The 17,251-nt window shown below is 50.7% G+C and carries 11 protein-coding genes; 9 read left to right on the plus strand and 2 right to left on the minus strand.

The annotated features are described in order from the left end of the window. The first annotated feature begins 18 nt into the window (after nt 1-18). A complete protein-coding gene (locus BLR09_RS03375) occupies nt 19-1,287 on the plus strand; it encodes a hypothetical protein (RefSeq protein ID WP_093197670.1) in 1,269 nt (422 codons plus the stop codon). Nucleotides 1,288-1,513: 226 nt separating this feature from the next. Beyond that, nucleotides 1,514-1,960 carry a DUF1440 domain-containing protein gene (locus BLR09_RS03380; RefSeq protein WP_143011007.1) on the plus strand — a complete coding sequence of 149 codons (447 nt, stop codon included), beginning with the start codon at nt 1,514-1,516 and terminating at the stop codon, nt 1,958-1,960. A gap of 24 nt (nt 1,961-1,984) precedes the next feature. On the opposite strand, the gene BLR09_RS03385 is transcribed toward BLR09_RS03380, so the two are convergent. Then, nucleotides 1,985-2,578 (minus strand): thioredoxin family protein, encoded by a 594-nt coding sequence (locus tag BLR09_RS03385; RefSeq protein ID WP_093197675.1) that lies wholly within the window; start codon nt 2,576-2,578, stop codon nt 1,985-1,987. Between the two features lie 13 nt (nt 2,579-2,591). Beyond that, nucleotides 2,592-3,071 carry a TlpA family protein disulfide reductase gene (locus tag BLR09_RS03390; protein ID WP_093197678.1) on the minus strand — a complete coding sequence of 160 codons (480 nt, stop codon included), beginning with the start codon at nt 3,069-3,071 and terminating at the stop codon, nt 2,592-2,594. Nucleotides 3,072-3,449: 378 nt separating this feature from the next. Between BLR09_RS03390 and BLR09_RS03400 the strand changes: the two genes are divergently transcribed. The 7 genes from BLR09_RS03400 (at nt 3,450) to BLR09_RS03430 (ending at nt 17,250) form a co-directional block, all read left to right on the plus strand. Next, nucleotides 3,450-4,394, plus strand: a complete 945-nt coding sequence (locus tag BLR09_RS03400; RefSeq protein ID WP_093197881.1) for a ParA family protein — start codon at nt 3,450-3,452, stop codon at nt 4,392-4,394. Nucleotide 4,395: 1 nt separating this feature from the next. Beyond that, nucleotides 4,396-5,256: a ParB N-terminal domain-containing protein gene (locus BLR09_RS03405; RefSeq protein WP_093197683.1), complete on the plus strand. Its 861-nt coding sequence runs from the start codon at nt 4,396-4,398 to the stop codon at nt 5,254-5,256. Between the two features lie 3,281 nt (nt 5,257-8,537). Then, nucleotides 8,538-9,992, plus strand: a complete 1,455-nt coding sequence (locus BLR09_RS03410; protein WP_176785434.1) for a replication initiation protein — start codon at nt 8,538-8,540, stop codon at nt 9,990-9,992. Between the two features lie 249 nt (nt 9,993-10,241). Beyond that, the gene (locus BLR09_RS03415; RefSeq protein WP_093197687.1) at nt 10,242-10,979 is read left to right on the plus strand and encodes a replication initiation protein; all 738 of its coding nucleotides are present in this window, start codon (nt 10,242-10,244) and stop codon (nt 10,977-10,979) included. A gap of 57 nt (nt 10,980-11,036) precedes the next feature. Next, entirely contained in the window at nt 11,037-12,323 is a 1,287-nt protein-coding gene (locus BLR09_RS03420; RefSeq protein WP_093197689.1) for a Gfo/Idh/MocA family protein, read from the plus strand. A 234-nt stretch (nt 12,324-12,557) separates the two neighbouring features. Beyond that, a complete protein-coding gene (locus tag BLR09_RS03425; RefSeq protein WP_093197692.1) occupies nt 12,558-14,192 on the plus strand; it encodes a pectate lyase family protein in 1,635 nt (544 codons plus the stop codon). 4 nt (nt 14,193-14,196) lie between these two features. Then, nucleotides 14,197-17,250: a DUF6298 domain-containing protein gene (locus BLR09_RS03430; protein ID WP_143011008.1), complete on the plus strand. Its 3,054-nt coding sequence runs from the start codon at nt 14,197-14,199 to the stop codon at nt 17,248-17,250. Nucleotide 17,251: the final 1 nt, after the last annotated feature.

Consider the following 17,251-nt stretch of genomic DNA (forward strand, 5'->3'; position numbering starts at 1 on the left):
GGCCCTTTTCCTACTGCCATGCTGAAAAAAACCGGACTTCCGGCTCTTCTTATCTGCTGCCTGATCACCTGTTTTTCCTGCAAAAAAGGAGATCCGGAAAGCCTCGAAAATCCCCCCGCCGAAACAGGACTGGTATGTGAAACAGGCGTCACCAGCGGAACTCTCACGACTCAATCCATCGGTCCGGCCGGCGGAACCGTCAAATCCGATGACAACCGCCTTCAGCTTACCATACCTGCGGGCGCTTTCGCTTCCGAGCAATCCATTCAGATTCAACCCATTACGAATACCAATCCGGGCGGCGTCGGCGAGGCCTATCGCATCCTGCCGCACGGCGTAACCTTTTCCAAACCCGTTACGCTAACCTTTCAGTACAAAAACGAAGAGCTCGCCGGCAGTTCTTACCGTGCACTATGTATCGCCACCCAGAATGAAAAGGGAATTTGGGTGGCGCCGGCCGGAGCGCAGACCGACACCAGCGCACATACGGTGAGTATTCAGACGACGCATTTCAGCGACTGGAGTTTCATGGAGTCGTTCCGCCTGGTTCCTGAGCTTGCTATTGTCGAGCCGGGCGCTTCCCAGGACCTTGAAGTTCAGCAGTTTTTTGCCGAAGATCTGCTGGCGCCGCTGACAAAAGACGCTGAAGTCATCGCCCCGAAAAGTGCCGGAAATTACCTCAAAAAGTGGAACCTGGGCGGAGAAGGCGATCTGCTGCCGCTCGGTAATAAAGCGTCCTACAAAGCGCCTGCCGCCATCCCGGCACGAAATCCGGTGGCCGTAAGTGTCAACATGGAATACCAGGGAAAGGCCTTTCTGCTCGTTTCGAATATCTATATCGGCCGGGATGGGGTCAACATCCGGATCAATAATGGCGCCTGGCTATGGGGGCCGGCAGAAATGGGCGTCATGAAAGGCCCTGAATTTTTCCTCGTGCAGGGGACCATCTTCACCAACGGAACGAATTTCTACGGCCTCGCGACCATCCAGTGGCCATTGTCCAGCTACTCAGGGGCGTCATACGGCTGGAACTATAAAACGCCGGGATTTCTTTTCTCAACTCCCACTGCATCAGAGCAGTATAATCATTTCCACGTCGTTCCTCCTGGTGTGCAACAGCTCAGTCCGGGAGAAATCCGCATCCTCAAATTCGGTAAAATCGGTGAGCCGGTCATCGGTATTTTCCACATGAGCCGGGCCGGAAAAGTACTGCCGAATAACGGTGGAAATCCATACGTCGGCGTCGTGCCGATCGAAGGTTTTTTCAAAGTCAGACGATCCAGCTAGCGAGGGGTTCGGCCCCTCCCCTACTCCCTTCCGTCAGGCACGCGACGGAATGGATAAGTGAAAGTTCGTGTTTTACTTGGGAAAAGGCCGCCGGTTATCTGGCGGCTTTTTTTATATTATTCAACTAAAAATATAGTTTGATCTATGCCAGTACTATTAGATGATTTTTTTATCTATTTTGTAGAAAATCTGATGTTCTATGGAACCCATCTCCTGGCCGAACGCATTGAAATCCATCCTGCTGGCCACGCTTATCGCGGGTACGCTTGATGCCGTCGCAGCGGTTGCCATACTCGGCAAATTCAACTACATCCGGGTTTTTCAGTTCATTGCGAGCGGAGCATTCGGACCGGCGGCATTTACAGGAGGTTCTGAAATGGTGTGGGCCGGGGTTGGCTTTCACTATTTTATAACAGCCTGTTTTTCAGGTTTTTATATCTTACTATATCAGTCCTTTCCGGTCCTGCGGCGTCTTCACCTGGCGGGCGGCGCACTTTATGGCGTATTTGTCTGGCTGATTATGAATTTACTATTGCTTCCCCGCACGCATGTGGCGCAGGCGCCCGTAACAGCAAAAAGCGCATTTCTCAACATAGGTATCCTGATATTGATGATCGGAGTGCCGATTGCTTACATTACCCATCTTTTCTTTTCTACGGAGGAAAATGAATAAGGGAAGGTCGCCCTTCCCTTATTACTACATGCTTTTCCATTTTATGCCACATCCGACAGCCCTTGCGCTGGGTGTTGTCACCGGTTTGCCATCGAGCAGTTCGGAAACGGCGTCGTCGACGTAGTGTTTCGTTACAGCGCCCGGATCTTTGGCGTTATCTATCGCGCCGATATAGGCAACCTGCAGGTCCTCCCCTACCCTTTTCAGCACAAATAAGTGTGGCGTATTCGTTGCTCCGAAGGTCTTGGCTATGGCCTGGGACTCGTCATACAAATACGGAAACGGATAGTTTTTTTCCTTTGCGCGGGCCTTCATCTGGTCAAATGAATCGCCCGGCGACAAACTTGCGTCGTTCGACTGAATCGCGACGACCGGATACCCCTTTGCAGCAAACGACTGGTGCAGCCCGATCAACCGCTCTTCGTATGCCTTGGCCACCGGGCAGGTATTACAGGTGAATGCCACGATTACGCCCTTTGTTGTCTTGTTCCCGTTGAGGGAAACGGTCGAGCCGTCCACGTTCTTCAGCGAAAAATCCCGGACCGTATCTCCAATCTGATACCCACCCTGAGCAAAGCCCATGAGGGAGAACACCGCAATCCAGAGGTACTTTTTCATACGCGCGTTTCGTTTAGAATTGTTGTACAAGTGTTTGCAGCTCAGCTTCTTCGACGGCCTTGATGAGTACTTTCCGTTTGGCTCCCCGAAGAAGAATGGTCATCGGCAAAGCGCCGGACCATTCCGGTGCCAGACGATCCACCCATTTTTCCAGATCAGGCTCGTCCAGCAGATACACACGTGATTTCAATTTTCTCTTTCGGACGAACGGCTCGACTTTGGTCGCGAGGTCCGTCCTTTCATCCATACTGACCAATACCACCTGTAGCTTCTGTTTCTCAAATGCAATCCGAAGCCGCTCAAAATAAGGAAGCTCCCGGATACAGGGAGCACACCAGGTGGCCCAGAAGTTCACGACATACAGAGTATCGGATTGTCGGTTCAGTAATTTTTCTAATGCGTCGTACTTCACAACACGGACTTCCTGCGCGCGTACGGGCAACCGCAGGGATACGAGCAGGCAGATTCCCACCAGGCAGACGATTCTATTCATAGACAGCGATGTTCGGAATCCTGTTCACCAAAAAAGTCATACCCGGCTGCTTTTCAACGTGCTGAGATTTGGACAAACCGGTCTACTGTACGAACTGCTTGCATTCACACGATTCTCGCGCGGTTGGAATTGGCAAAGAAGCAAAACCAGTCAATTGACGTTCAATGAGTTAAAGGTAAAAAAAGCGGATTTAAAAAACACTCGCCTGAAACGAACAAAAATGGCCGTCGGGCAGCAATTGGCTCTTTTTTTCACTTTTCCCTCCCATTTTCCCCGTATTTTCCACTGAAACACACGCATTTTTCTCTCTTCTTTTCCTTGGGATAAAATTAGTTCTTTATACATTTGTTAAAAGATAAAAATTTATCCTCGATCCTCATGATCTCGCCTGAGAACGTCATTCGGTTCCTTCGCTCCAAACCGGCTTTGAACCTCTCACAAATTGAAAAAGAAGCCGGGATTCCTTCTAAGACTCTGCACAAGGCTTTTTCCGAACAAAAAGATATCCCGGCCAAACATCTCCCGGCGCTCGACGAAGCGCTCCGGAGATATGGGTATACCGATGGTTTGTTCGATAAAGCGCAGATTATCTCCATTGTCAACCACAAAGGAGGCGTCGGAAAAACAACCACAGTCATCAATCTCGGGAAAGCACTCAGTTTACTTGGGAACCGGGTATTGCTGATTGACATGGATTCTCAGGGAAATTTATCCCAGTGTTTCGGGGTACACGACCCCCAGGAGCAGGTCATTGATTCGCTTCTGGATAATTCCCCGCTCCCTCTCATCGAGATCACCGAAAACCTGTACCTCACTCCCTCCGACATCCGGATGGCGTATCGGGAATCGGAGCTTGCCAATTCCATCGGCGCTGATCGTCGCCTTACCCTGAAGCTGGAAGAGGTACGGGATAAATTCGATTTCATTCTGATTGACTGTCCTCCCAGCCTCGGCATCTGCACGACCTGTTCACTGGTTGCATCCAACTATTGCGTTGTACCGATTCAGCCGGAAGCAAGCGCTTACCATGGAGTGGAAAGCCTTTTTAACCGTATCGCTGAAATCCGGACCTATATCAATCCGCTGTTGGTTGTGAAAGGCATTGTCTTTACGATGGTTCACAAAAACCAGAGCGTACATAAGAGCATGATGGCTCACATCCGGGAGAACTACCGCAATTTTCACTTATATGAGACGATCATCGAGGTATCAACGGTGATCAAGCAGTCCCAGGTCGCGAAAGAGGACCTGTTTACCTATGCGCCCAAGTCCATCTCCTGGCAACAATACTATCATCTCGCTCACGAAATAATCGCGTTGTAGCATGGCAAAAAAGGATTTCATGAACCTGATGAAGGAGAAGACCACTGATCTGAAGCCTTCCCTTCTCTCTTCCGAAGAAAACATCAAAAGCCAGATTCGTATTCTGGAGCCCCTCCGTGACTTGATTCCTCCCCTGATCAGCGAGGAATTATATCAACTCGAGCAGAACATTCTCAAACACGGAGTAAAAGACCCGCTGACTGTTTGGGAAACAACTTCGACGGTCGCGGGGATCGACGACACCAACACGCCGGTTTGCATTCTGATCGACGGACACAACCGGTTTGCAATTTGCCAGAAATACAAGCTGGACTACCGCATCAATATCGTTCGTTTTTCTTCGATGGAAGAAACGAAGGACTATATGATCGACTTCCAGCTGGGTCGGCGAAATCTCAGTCCGGAGCAATCTTCCTACTTCCGGGGCCTGCGGTACATCCGTCAGCGATCGCTCCGTGGCGGCAATCGGTACGGCGACTCCGAGCAAATCGATGTCTCAATGGCCCTTGCCAAAGAGTATGGAGTAAGCAGCAGGACGATCAAGCGGGATGGAGATTTTGCATCCGGATTGGAGAAACTGACCCCGGATTTCAAGAAGGAAATTCTTACCGGTAAACTGAAATTACCGAAGGCTTCGATCAACACACTGTCCAAACTGGAGACCGAAACCCTCCTTTCCAGCATGCAGGAAGTGCTCGCTTTGATCGCCAGTCCGACTGTTAAATCAGAGGAATCTGAGGACGAAGAGACTCAATTGGCAGGGGAAATCCGGTCCATATCCCGGGGCTCTCTAACGAAAGAATCCTGTACACGACTAATAGCACTGCTGCAACAATACATGCAGTCGCTGGACGCAAAGTGACACGTTGTCACTTTGGCACGTCGATAACGTCCTGATAACCAATATCCGAAATCTCCGAACATCTTCTTATAACGTATCGAGGGCAAAGTGACACGGTGTCACTTTGCCCTCGATACGTTATAACGCTGTCACATTGATACTTGTGCTACATAGTCAATATCAGTGATTCTAATGGCCCGTTCGAATAATTTGCCACCTCGGCAATCAGGCAAAAATTCCAAAATCAGACGTCTCTTAAGCCAGCAACAATTGGCGTATTACATAGCCAAATCACCTATACTAACCTCCTGCCGACCAATCGAACAACGCTCTCTCTCTGCCACGAACGATACTGCTGAACCACGTCACCATACCAACGGCTCCGGAACACGACCCCGCTTTAACGCAAAAATATCCCCGCATAGGTCTTCCATAATTAAACGTTAAGCCACATCTGTTGCCCATGAAAATACTGCACAGCACATACATAAAATCCACATGTAAGCAAGGGCTGCGAAACAATGATAGAAAAACTCACCAGCACCCAATACCCCGCTTTCTCTTTATTTCCCTGCGCTTACCTTGCTCCGACGCATACGCGGAACCAGTAACCGCAAGACCAAAGCCAAGTCCGATTCCCAGGAAATTCGGGTATACCGCTTAAGGTTCAACCATGCGAATCAAACAAGCTTTCTCATAAACATCAGTCACCATAAATTGAATACAGGAAAGTATAAACGGAGAAAGGCAGCAATCGGCCAAAACCGAGCCGACCCACCATTTGATTTGCTAATTCTACTGTACTAAGATCGCTTGCTTGCAAAGAAGACTACCAATCCGAATGCATCCGCTGCCTGCTACCTGGCTCTCTGGCATCGTGGAAGACCGAAGCAAACAACTATCCACTTTGACTGGCTTAAAATAATTCCCGAAGAAAAAACCTTCATTCTTAAACCAAGGTAACTAACCGGTAATTCCTGGTCTCGGGAACTCTATCTATTTGAGCTGCATGCTCACCAACCAAACTCGGATCTCGGCGACGTGTGCAGGATATGATTTCTACCGCAGTTTCTATGGGCTAGCCTTATAATAAAGCAGTTCCAGTGATGAGACCCGTAAAGCAGACCTGCATTCGTTTACACGCCAGCAGCGGCCTGGCAACTCCGGCTTAAAGAAACTTGTTTGGCAAGTCCTGTTTGGAATTTGCAATGGAATGATTGCTCCTCATCCTTTCCGGCTATCATTTCCTCATGTCATTGCCAATTCCATTACGTTTCCAATGGCTGGTTCTGCTGCTATTCCTAATAGAACGCGGTTAGACCAGCCAACCAATACTGGAAAGTTCTCGCTGATTCCGTGGCGTATGAAAATCGGTTCTAGTATTATCCTTCCTTTTCGATGAGTCCGGGCAACCTGATTTTAAAGAGCAGCAATAAGATTCTTCGAATTATCACTAAACCTTGTCTCAGAATTCCCATAACCCAGGCAGAACGTGAACATGTCTGATGTCCGTACAAAAACGCGGAGAGCGAACGAATAGGAGAGGGGAGGAGCCTGTTATTACATTATTTCTCGAAGCGAAGTACCAAAACGTACCTTTCTCTTTTCAGAAAGTACGTTTTGTTCCCTGAGGTGCCGGTACGATGCTCAAACATGAACGCAGAAGGGATTTTATCACCCGAAAATGTACTCTGTTTCTCAAAGTGACAAAATGGAACACAACTATCACATTTTTCACGCGTCCGAAAATGGTGCCGATTTTTCCAAACCCTTCATTGTCAGCAGAGGAGGGGAGGAGCCCACTCAACTATCACAAATATCCCGTAACTGTCATGACCGAAATGACTCCCCCGAAGGAAAATCGGGATACCCTGTATGAGAATTGAACGAGACGGGTCGCACTCCAGGAAAACCGCTCTGCACGATTCTCAGAGGCACTTTGTATTACGGGAGGTACCCGTCATTTTCCCGAAGAATAGCTATATATTCAAATCTATCACAGATTGCACGCGTCGAATTCCTCTCAAATATCACAGATTGTACGCAGGGCATGCCACAACCCTTTAAACAACTATCACAAATTGCACGCGCTGATTCCTCTGATAATCAAGCTGTTACTATTCCTTAGCCGGCCCAATATTTAACGACCTCCACATTTATCAATCCGATGAACCTGTAAATCAGCTCATTATGAATTTACGTGAATACAACCGCCGGAACCACGCTTGAACAGTTTAACAACAGGCCCCTGAAGCTTATCTCCACAACTACTTCATAATCAAGTCATTATAAAAACATGCTGTGATAGTATGCTCTTTTTAAAGAAACCCGGTGCAGATATAAAATAGCTGAACCTTATACTGTTGATTATCAATGTGTTATAAAAACAATTTGTGATAGTTGCATTCTGGTCGCTTCTATCTCTGCATGGCGCAGCTTCAAGCATTGCATTAGCCGAAAGACCGTGTGTCTGATTATCAGTTCATTAAGAAAACAAATTGTGATAGTTGTGAAGAAACCTCCCCATTATCAAAGCCAAAGCTCGTTTCATACTCTGATATCCAATATAACTATCTGATATTCAATACATTGAAGAAACAACCTGTGATACTTCGCTGGAAACACCGGTGCCGCATACCGAAAGAATTGCGTCGACCAGAATCTATCGAAACCCATAACATTCTATAAATCAATACATTACAAAAACAATCTGTGATAGTTGAAACGCCTCTATTTTATATGATTAAGTGGAAAGACGGAACGCAGATATTACAGCACCCGGAAAAAGGTAAAAAGAAGTACTGATTTACAGGCTTTTACCCATCTCTTATGCTAAACTATCACAAAATGCACGCACCCGAATCCTTTATTTTCACGCTCCAATCCCTTCACCTTCAGAAAATTAAACAGATACCTCTCCAAACTACTTGAGAATGAAAGGCCTGGCCAGGGGGATGGGCACCGGATGCGCGCGCACCCCTCAGCTTTTTATGACTAAAAACACCACTAAATCAACAGCAAAACTTTTTTTGATGTTTTTTTACTTTTATTTATATGTATTTCGGCGCAAAAAATGCCTTCTAATGTATTGATATACAGGTATTTACTGGTCGATTATTTAGGTTTCCATCACAGATTTCACGCAATTCTATCACATAAATCACTCTGAAGCATCACAAAATCCACACTTATGTATCACAAGATTCACGTAAGTTTTGTACCTTGCCCCACGTGAATTATGTGATAGTTGAAGAAAGAGGCGGGTAGACTTTCTGTACCATCTGTATAAAAGGGAAAAATTAGTGGAGAATAAGGCAGCCGTTCGCACCAACGTCCGTAAAAAACGGAAGAACAACACGCTTGTTCTGATTCGCAAGTCCAACGCGCTTGTGGAAGCCCACTATAAGTTCACCATTTGGGAAACCCGCGTTTTCGCCAAAATGGTGTCCATGATTGACTGGGAAGATCGCGACTTTAAGGAGTACAAGATCTATTTCCGCGATATTATCCGCGACTTCGGCCTTCGCCGGGACGGACGAACCTACGAAGATCTGAAGGAAGGAGCAAGGGGATTGATGAGTAAGATCATCAAGCTGAAAGTGAAAACCGACGGCATCTACGAAACCCTGGAAACACCGATCATCGGCGGGATCAAGACTCCGGATGATGTACACCGCAAAATTGTACAGTCCAAGCGCCTCGACGACGATCGTGTATACCTCAAAGTATCCTTTCACCCGGATCTTAAGCCTTTTCTGATCGAGCTCAAGGAGCGGTATCTGGTCTATGAAATGGCCAATATCCTCGATTTGTCCAGCCCGTATACCGTCCGGATTTATGAATTGCTCAAGCAATACGAGAAACTGGGCGAGCGGATGATCGAACTGCAGGAACTCAAGGCGATGCTCGGGATGGAGGAGGAGTACAAGTTGTATGGCCACTTCCGCGACCGCGTCCTGGAAAAAGCGAAGGAAGATTTGCAGAAATACACCGATATCCGCTTTGAATATGAGGGCGTTCAGGCTAAAAACTACCCGTATGAGCTGCCGGTAAAGCTGAAATCGAATGCAGTAGTAGCGATTCGGTTTTACAATATCACTAAAAATGACGCCAGCCGTACGGTGAAGCAGCCGATGCTGAAGCTGAAAGCGCCCGCTGCTATTCCTGCGGAGCCGGCAGAAGTTGTTCACCCGTTCTTTGACGAAATCTACAGCCAGGTGAAAGACTTCGTGACCGAGCAAACCGTTGCGCAATGGCTTGAAAAAGCGCCGATTGACCATATTCGCGCTTCCATTCAGGCGACGGTGAAGCAGTTGAAGAAGAAAAATTCGGCCATTCAGAACGTGGGCGGGTACTTGAATACCCTGATTCTTTCGCCGCCGCTGTTTGTGAATCCGGAAGCGACGAAAGGCCACCAGCTGAAACAGGAGCGGATCGACAAAGAACAAATCCGGAAAAAGAATCAGGAGATTGTCGATCAGTGGAAGAACAAATGGTACGAAAAGCAGTATGAAGTTATTCAGGCTTTTCTGTCGATCCGGCATAGCCTGCGGGTGGAGCTGATACAGCAGGCGAAGAAGACCGTGCCGTTTGCTTTTGATCCAAAGTTGAGCGACGAGCAGAATTACAAAGACAAAATGCTGTTTGCAACCGCGGTATGGGAGCTGGGCCGCCAATACTGCGAAGACGAGCTGAAGGTGGTGGAAAGCCAGTATTTGCCCCGTCTGCGGGAACTGGAACGGGAGTTGCTCCGATAAGTTTTACTGATGATCGATACGAAAGGGAAGGAGAGATGAGAAAGCCCCGCATGCGCAGGAAAACCTGAGTCAAAAACGTGGACAGTCCGGGAAAGGCACGATTCAAAAACGAAAACGAATTTTCGTTCTCTTTTCAAAAGTTGAATCCGATAATAGTCTGACAATGAGGTAACAGCACCCGCTTGCTAAGCTTATTAGTATTTGGAAGTCCGGCGGAAAAACGAGAGATTTGGTAAAAATCAATCGTGTATGAGTGGACGTCAGCAGGAATTATTTTCGCCGTCTATACCGGCGGAGGCCGTTATCCCGGCCGAGAGTATCGAGCAGCTTCACGACCTGATCATGGCGCAGTATGCCATGAATCAATACGAGCGGCGGATTTTTCTGAAAGTGATAGAGGCCTTGCCGGAGGCGCTGGAAGAAATCGATGGAACGGCGGTTTTTCCGGCGCTGGAGATAGATGCGAAAGATATCATCGTCGGGAGTGAACTGAAAGGTAATTCAGCCTATCAGGAGCTACAAAAGGCGACGCTGAGTCTGATCCGCCACGTTTGCCGCATCGCTGAGGCGGATGGATTGCTGCAGGTAGGTTTGCTGAGCAGCGCCAGGTATGTAAAAGGGAAGGGGATTATTCAGGTGCGATTTGATCCGCTACTGTATCCGTATCTACAGCATTTGCGCCGCGAGTTTCTGCTTTTCCGTCTTGAGAAACTGGTTAGCTTTAAAAGTTACTATTCTCAATGTTTGTACGAGTTGTTCAAGAAAGTCAGTAAGCCGATGGGACTGTACTCGATCACACTTGAACAATTGCGTACGGTACTTCGGCTGGAACCGACCGAATACGAGCGGTACTTCGATTTCAAACGGTTTGTTCTTCAGCAGGCGCAGAAAGAGCTTGCGCCGCATGATGTTTCGTTTTTCTTCCGGGAAATAAAGGAGCGGCAAAGGGTAGTAGGGCTCGTCTTTCAATTTCCGAAACTGGCGTAGCGAATACAGCGTCCCGTTATGTTGCGTATATTGAGGCGCCTCTAAACTCCTTCATGTATGCGCACAAACAGACGCACCTTTCTGGGGAAAGCCGCCTCGCTTTCCGCATTTTTTATTGTTCCCCGCCATGTACTCGGCGGTCCGGGCTACTTGGCGCCGAGTGACCGCATTACCCTTGGTTTCATCGGTACCGGCAAGCAAAGCCGCAGTTTGCTTCGTTCTTTCCTGGATACGGACGAAGTGAATATCCTGGCGGCCGCAGAAGTATACAAAGCCAAGCGTCAGCTCTTCCTCGATACAGCTAAGAAGTATTTCGAGGGTAAAACAGACCGGAAGTATTCCGAAATTCAGCCGTATGACGACTTCCGCGAAATACTTTCCCGCAAGGACATCGATGCCGTCGTTATTTCCACGCCGGATCACTGGCATGCCGTTCATGCCGTTATGGCTGCCGAAGCAGGCAAGGATATCTATTGTGAAAAGCCCCTTTCCCTGACGATCAAGGAAGGACGTGCCATGGTCAACGCTACCCGAAAAAACAAGCGGGTATTCCAGACGGGAAGTATGCAGCGTTCCTGGCCGGAGTTTCGCCAAACGGCCGAGTTAATCCGGAACGGATACCTCGGCGAATTGAAAAGCGTAAAAGTATCCGTAGGTGGGCCGCCGGAGCCGTACCGCCTGACAGCCGAACCTATTCCCGATGGGCTGTTGTGGGAAAGCTGGCTGGGGCCTAATCAACCGTTAGCGTTTAACCATGAGTTAGCCCCGCCATTGTCAGAAGATGTATTTCCCCGGTGGCGTTATTACAAGGAGTTCGGAGGAGGTGGAATGACCGATTGGGGTGCGCATATGTTTGACATTGTGCAATGGGCATTGGACAAGGATGACAGCGGTCCTGTTCGCATTATCCCGCCGGATGGAAAGGAACATACACACCTGACGTATGTTTATGACGACAAACTCAAAGTGACACACGAGCACTTTGGTATTAATAACGCCATCCGCTTTATCGGGAGTGAAGGTCAGCTGGATGTGCAGCGCCGGAAACTGGAAACGACGCCGACGTCCCTGAAAGACAAAGTAATCGGCCCTTCCGAAAAACATGTGTATAAAAGCGAGAATCACTACAAGGATTTTCTTGCCGCGATTCGTAACCGGACAAAGCCGATTTGCGATGTGGAAGTAGGGCATCGTACCGCGTCTGTCTGCACGCTGGGTAATATTGCTTACGAACTGAAGCGCCCGCTCGACTGGGATCCTAAAAAGGAGAAATTCAAAAATGACGCGGAAGCGACGGCCATGCTGGGCCGGGAGCTGCGTCCGGAGTGGAAGATTAAGCTTTGATCAGGCAGAGCCGGTTTCCGGCTCTGTTTTTTGTAGCATGCTTTCCCGGTTTTTCCTGGAATGTCTGTCTTCTATGGAAAGATGGTACAGAGTATCGAAAACATGATATACTTATAGGGCTTTTTTTTTGCCTTATTTTGAGATCAGGAAACCTCTCGTCCGGTAAAGAAAAATGTCAACAGGTTGTTTATCAGCCTACTGTGCCGGGAATGTCGTCCATACGCTGATCTCTACATGAAAAAACGCCTTATTGCTGCCGCTTCGGCGCTTGCATTCCTTGCTTTTCAGAGCCGCGCTCAGTATCCGACGATACCGCCGAACATTCAGAAACAAAGCGACGAATTGTTGAACGACGCCCGCAAACGGTCTGACGAAGCCTGGCAAAAAGCCTATCCCATTATTCAGAAGGAAATAAAGGAAGGAAAGCCGTATGTTCCCTGGGCAGCGCGGCCGACCGACCTGCCGCAGGCGGCCATACCGGCATTTCCCGGCGCGGAAGGGGGAGGAGCGTATTCATTCGGCGGTCGCGGTGGAAAGGTTTATGTCGTCACCAGCCTGGAAGACAGCGGTCCGGGTACGCTCCGGGACGCGTGTGAGCAGGGAGGTGCCCGGACGATCGTCTTCAACGTCGCCGGCATTATCCGCCTGAAAAGCCCCTTGATCATCCGGGCGCCATATATAACGATTGCCGGGCAGACCGCTCCGGGCGACGGCGTTTGCGTAGCCGGAGAATCCGTCTGGATCAATACCCACGATGTCGTGATCCGCTTCATGCGTTTTCGCCGGGGTGAGACCAACGTAGGGCGCCGCGACGATTCCATCGGCGGCAATCCGATCGGGAATATCCTCATCGACCACGTGTCTGCCAGCTGGGGGCTTGACGAAAACATGTCGATGTACCGGCATATGTACAACGACAGCACCGGCAAGCCCGTGGAAGAAAAGCTTCCAACCGTCAACATTACCATTCAGAACTCCATTTTCTCCGAAGCCCTCGATACCTGGAACCACGCTTTCGGCAGTACGCTGGGCGGTGAAAACTGTACCTTCATGCGGAACCTGTGGGCGGATAACGCCGGACGAAACCCTTCTATCGGCTGGAACGGCATCTTCAACTTCGCCAATAACGTCATTTTCAACTGGGTACACCGCTCAATGGACGGAGGCGACTATACCGCTCTCTACAACATCATCAACAATTACTACAAACCCGGGCCGATGACGCCAAAGGACTCTCCCCTGAGCCACCGGATTCTGAAACCCGAGTCCGGAAGGAGCAAACTCGGGTACCTCGTTTTCGGCCGAGCGTATGTCAGCGGAAATATCGTGGAGGGAAACGACCGCGTTACCAAAGATAACTGGGACGGAGGGGTTCAGGTAGAAGACCGTGCCGACGCCGGCAAGTATACCGCAGCCATGAAATGGAACGAGCCGTTGCCGATGCCGAAACTGACAATCCTCCCCACGCAAAAGGCATACGATTACGTGCTTGCCAATGCCGGAGCGACCCTTCCGAAACGGGACGCCGTCGATACACGCGTCGTCGAGCAGGTTCGGACCGGTAAAATCACCTACCGGGAGGATGTGAAACTACCGGAGACCCAGTTCAAACACCGCCGTCTGCCGATCGACTCCTACAAAAAAGGAATCATCACCGACATCGTACAGGTAGGAGGGTATCCCGAATACAAAGGCAAGCCCTATACCGATACCGACAGCGACGGTATGCCCGACGCCTGGGAAACCAAACACGGACTGAATCCGAAAGACGCCTCCGACGCCGCGAAAGACCGGGATAAGGACGGTTATACCAATATTGAAGAATACCTCAACAGCGTCGTTTCGGTCGACCAGGTAAAACCCCGCTAGTTCCGTGCGTTGTTTCCTTTTCTTCTTGCTGCTGTTTCCCGCCGGCCTGTACGCCCAGGAAAAGAAGCCCCTCTCGGCAGACGCCGGGGGCAGGCTGACCTATGTGCCGGACGAACGGGGAAACCGCATACCCGATTTTTCCTATGCCGGTTTTGCCGCCGGAACAGAGTCGATACCTATTGCCGGCGTTCAGGTAACCGTACCGGCATGCGCAGGCGATGCTACCCGCCGGATTCAGGCCGCGCTGGATTATGTTGCCGCATTACCAGCCGGAAAGGATGGTATCCGTGGAGCAGTATTGCTGGGAAAAGGCGTTTTTGAAGTAGCTGGAAGCTTGAAAATCAAGGCCTCCGGCGTCGTACTGCGTGGAAGCGGAATAGAAGCAACAACGCTTCGCGGAACAGGCTACAGCCGGGAAGACCTGATTATACTGTCGGGTGAAACTGTTCGGAGACTGCTGTCTCCCGAGACTCCGGTTGCAGATCCCTATGTTCCCGTAAATGCCCTGAAAATAACCGTACAAGATCCAGGTGACTGGAAAGCGGGGGACAGGGTAGTCATCCGGCGACCCTCTACTGCCGAGTGGATTCGTACCCTCGGAGCCGATCATTTCGGGGGAGGGGTGACGGCGCTTGGCTGGAAAGCCGGGCAACGCGACCTGTTCTGGGATCGGGAGATAATAGCCGTGGAAGGAAATACGCTCCTCCTGGACGCTCCGCTGACCACCGCGCTCGATGTGTCCTTTGGCGGCGGCACCGCAGCCCGCCAGGATATGTCCCGGCGAATTACCCGCTCCGGTGTCGAAAACCTACGGCTGGAGTCGACGTATGATCTATCCAACCCGAAAGACGAAGACCACCGGTGGACCGCCATCTCCATTGCCGGCGCCGAGGACGCCTGGGTCCGGCAAGTGGTTTTCGCACATTTCGCAGGATCGGCCGTACGCGTTCAGGAATCGGCGCGGCGGGTGACGGTGGAGGATTGTCTCGCCCTCGAACCTGTTTCCGAAATCGGAGCCGAACGACGGAATACCTTTTACACCAATGGCCAGCAGACGCTTTTCCAGCGCCTGTACTCCGAAAACGGATACCATGATTTTGCCGTCGGTTTTTGTGCGACGGGGCCGAATGCCTTTGTCCAGTGTGAAGCGCATTTGCCACTGAGTTTCAGCGGTGCAATAGACAGCTGGGCGTCCGGCATTTTGTTCGATATCGTTAACAGCGACGGAAATGCCCTGCGTTTTGCGAACCTGGGCCAGGACGCCGGCGGGGCCGGATGGGCTGCGGCGAACAGCGTTTTCTGGCAATGCTCCGCGGCCCGCGTGGCATGCGACCGGCCGCCTACCGCGCAGAACTGGGCCTTTGGTACCTGGGCGCAGTTTCAGGGAGACGGATACTGGGATCAGTCCAACGAGCATATTCAGCCGCGCAGCCTGTATTATGCGCAATTGAGAGAGCGGATCGGGGACAAAGTACAGGGAATACTGCTTCCGGTAACGTCGGAAGCCTCCAGTAGTCCCCGTGTAGAAGTAGCGGCTGAATTGACGCGTGAAGCCGTGCATCCGGCGCTGACGCTGGCGGTATTTATCCGCGACGCAGCCAAACGCCTGCCTCTGCCGGTAACAGAATCCGGAAAATCAATCGATCAGCTCGCCCTGCCTTCCCCCGAAAAGAAGAAAAGCGCGGACGCGATGACGGTACGCGACGGACGCCTCGTCCGCGGAAAAACGCTTGTCAATGGAGAACGCCGGGAAGTACCCTGGTGGAACGGCAGCGCCCGTCCTTACGGACTGAAAAATCCCCGGCCGCATATTACGCGGTTTGTACCGGGCAGGAGCGGACCGGGACTGACGGACGATCTGTCGTCAATGACCGATTCGCTGCAGAAACAACACATCGTCGCGATCGATCACAATTACGGACTGTGGTACGACCGGCGGCGGGATGACCACGAGCGCATCCGGCGCATGGACGGAGAGGTAGTGCCTCCCTTTTACGAACTCCCCTTTGCCCGCAGCGGAAAAGGTACTGCATGGGACGGCCTCAGCCAATATGACTTAACAAAATACAACCGCTGGTACTGGGGCAGGTTACAGGAATTTGCCGATCTGGCAGATGAAAAAGGCTTGTTACTGCTTCATCAGAATTATTTCCAGCACAATATCCTGGAAGCGGGCGCGCACTATGCAGACTTCCCGTGGCGAACGGCCAATAATATCAACCAGACCGGATTCCCGGAGCCGGCGCCGTATGCCGGCGACAAACGGATTTTCATGGCAGAGCAATTTTACGACGTGTCGAATCCGGCACGACGGGCGTTGCACCGGGCCTATATCCGGCAGTGTCTCAGTAACTTCTCCGGTAATACGGGGGTGATCCAGCTTACCGGCGCGGAATTTACCGGTCCGGCCGCCTTTGTGCGGTTTTGGTTGTCGGTCATCGGAGAGTGGGAAAAAGAAACCAATAAGCCGGTACTGGCCGCGCTCAGCACGACAAAAGATGTGCAGGATTCGCTCCTGGCGGATCCGGAAACCGCCCGCCTTGTCGACCTCATCGATATCCGGTACTGGCATTACCAGGCAGACGGAACCACCTATGCACCCGCTGGCGGCCGAAATCTTGCACCGCGGCAGCATGCCCGTCTGCTCAAACCGAAGAAGACCTCTTTTGAACAGGTATACCGGGCCGTTCGCGAATACCGGGAAAAGTATCCGGACAAAGCAGTGATGTATTCGGGAGATCAGTACGACAGCATGGGCTGGGCCGTATTGCTGGCCGGAGGCTCGCTACCTGTAATACCTGAAGTGACCGATAGTCGGTTTGCAGCGGATATCGCTGCGATGGGGCCTCTTTCCGGCCTGCAGGGGCTGGGAAATCCGTCGGTTGGCTATGTACTGGCGGGAGAGGGGCAACTGACCCCCGCGACCGGTACCTGGGAATGGAAGATAATTGACCGGAAAACGGGCCGGGTGAGTACTACCGTCCGGAAAGTAAAAGGCGGATTACCGCTGACTTTCAAGGCGCTGGAATCCGAAGTAATCTGGTTGAAACGAAAGTAAT

The organism is Siphonobacter aquaeclarae, from assembly GCF_900103285.1.
Classification (GTDB): Bacteria; Bacteroidota; Bacteroidia; order Cytophagales; family Spirosomataceae; genus Siphonobacter; species Siphonobacter aquaeclarae.

Excerpts from the sequence above, each read along its gene's own strand:
- BLR09_RS03375 (WP_093197670.1), top strand. The coding sequence starts at position 19 with ATGCTGAAAAAAACCGGACTTCCGGCTCTTCTTATCTGCTGCCTGATC.
- BLR09_RS03415 (WP_093197687.1), top strand. The coding sequence starts at position 10,242 with ATGAGTGGACGTCAGCAGGAATTATTTTCGCCGTCTATACCGGCGGAG.
- BLR09_RS03425 (WP_093197692.1), top strand. The coding sequence starts at position 12,558 with ATGAAAAAACGCCTTATTGCTGCCGCTTCGGCGCTTGCATTCCTTGCT.
- BLR09_RS03400 (WP_093197881.1), top strand. The coding sequence starts at position 3,450 with ATGATCTCGCCTGAGAACGTCATTCGGTTCCTTCGCTCCAAACCGGCT.
- BLR09_RS03420 (WP_093197689.1), top strand. The coding sequence starts at position 11,037 with ATGCGCACAAACAGACGCACCTTTCTGGGGAAAGCCGCCTCGCTTTCC.
- BLR09_RS03385 (WP_093197675.1), bottom strand. The coding sequence starts at position 2,578 with ATGAAAAAGTACCTCTGGATTGCGGTGTTCTCCCTCATGGGCTTTGCT.
- BLR09_RS03405 (WP_093197683.1), top strand. The coding sequence starts at position 4,396 with ATGGCAAAAAAGGATTTCATGAACCTGATGAAGGAGAAGACCACTGAT.
- BLR09_RS03390 (WP_093197678.1), bottom strand. The coding sequence starts at position 3,071 with ATGAATAGAATCGTCTGCCTGGTGGGAATCTGCCTGCTCGTATCCCTG.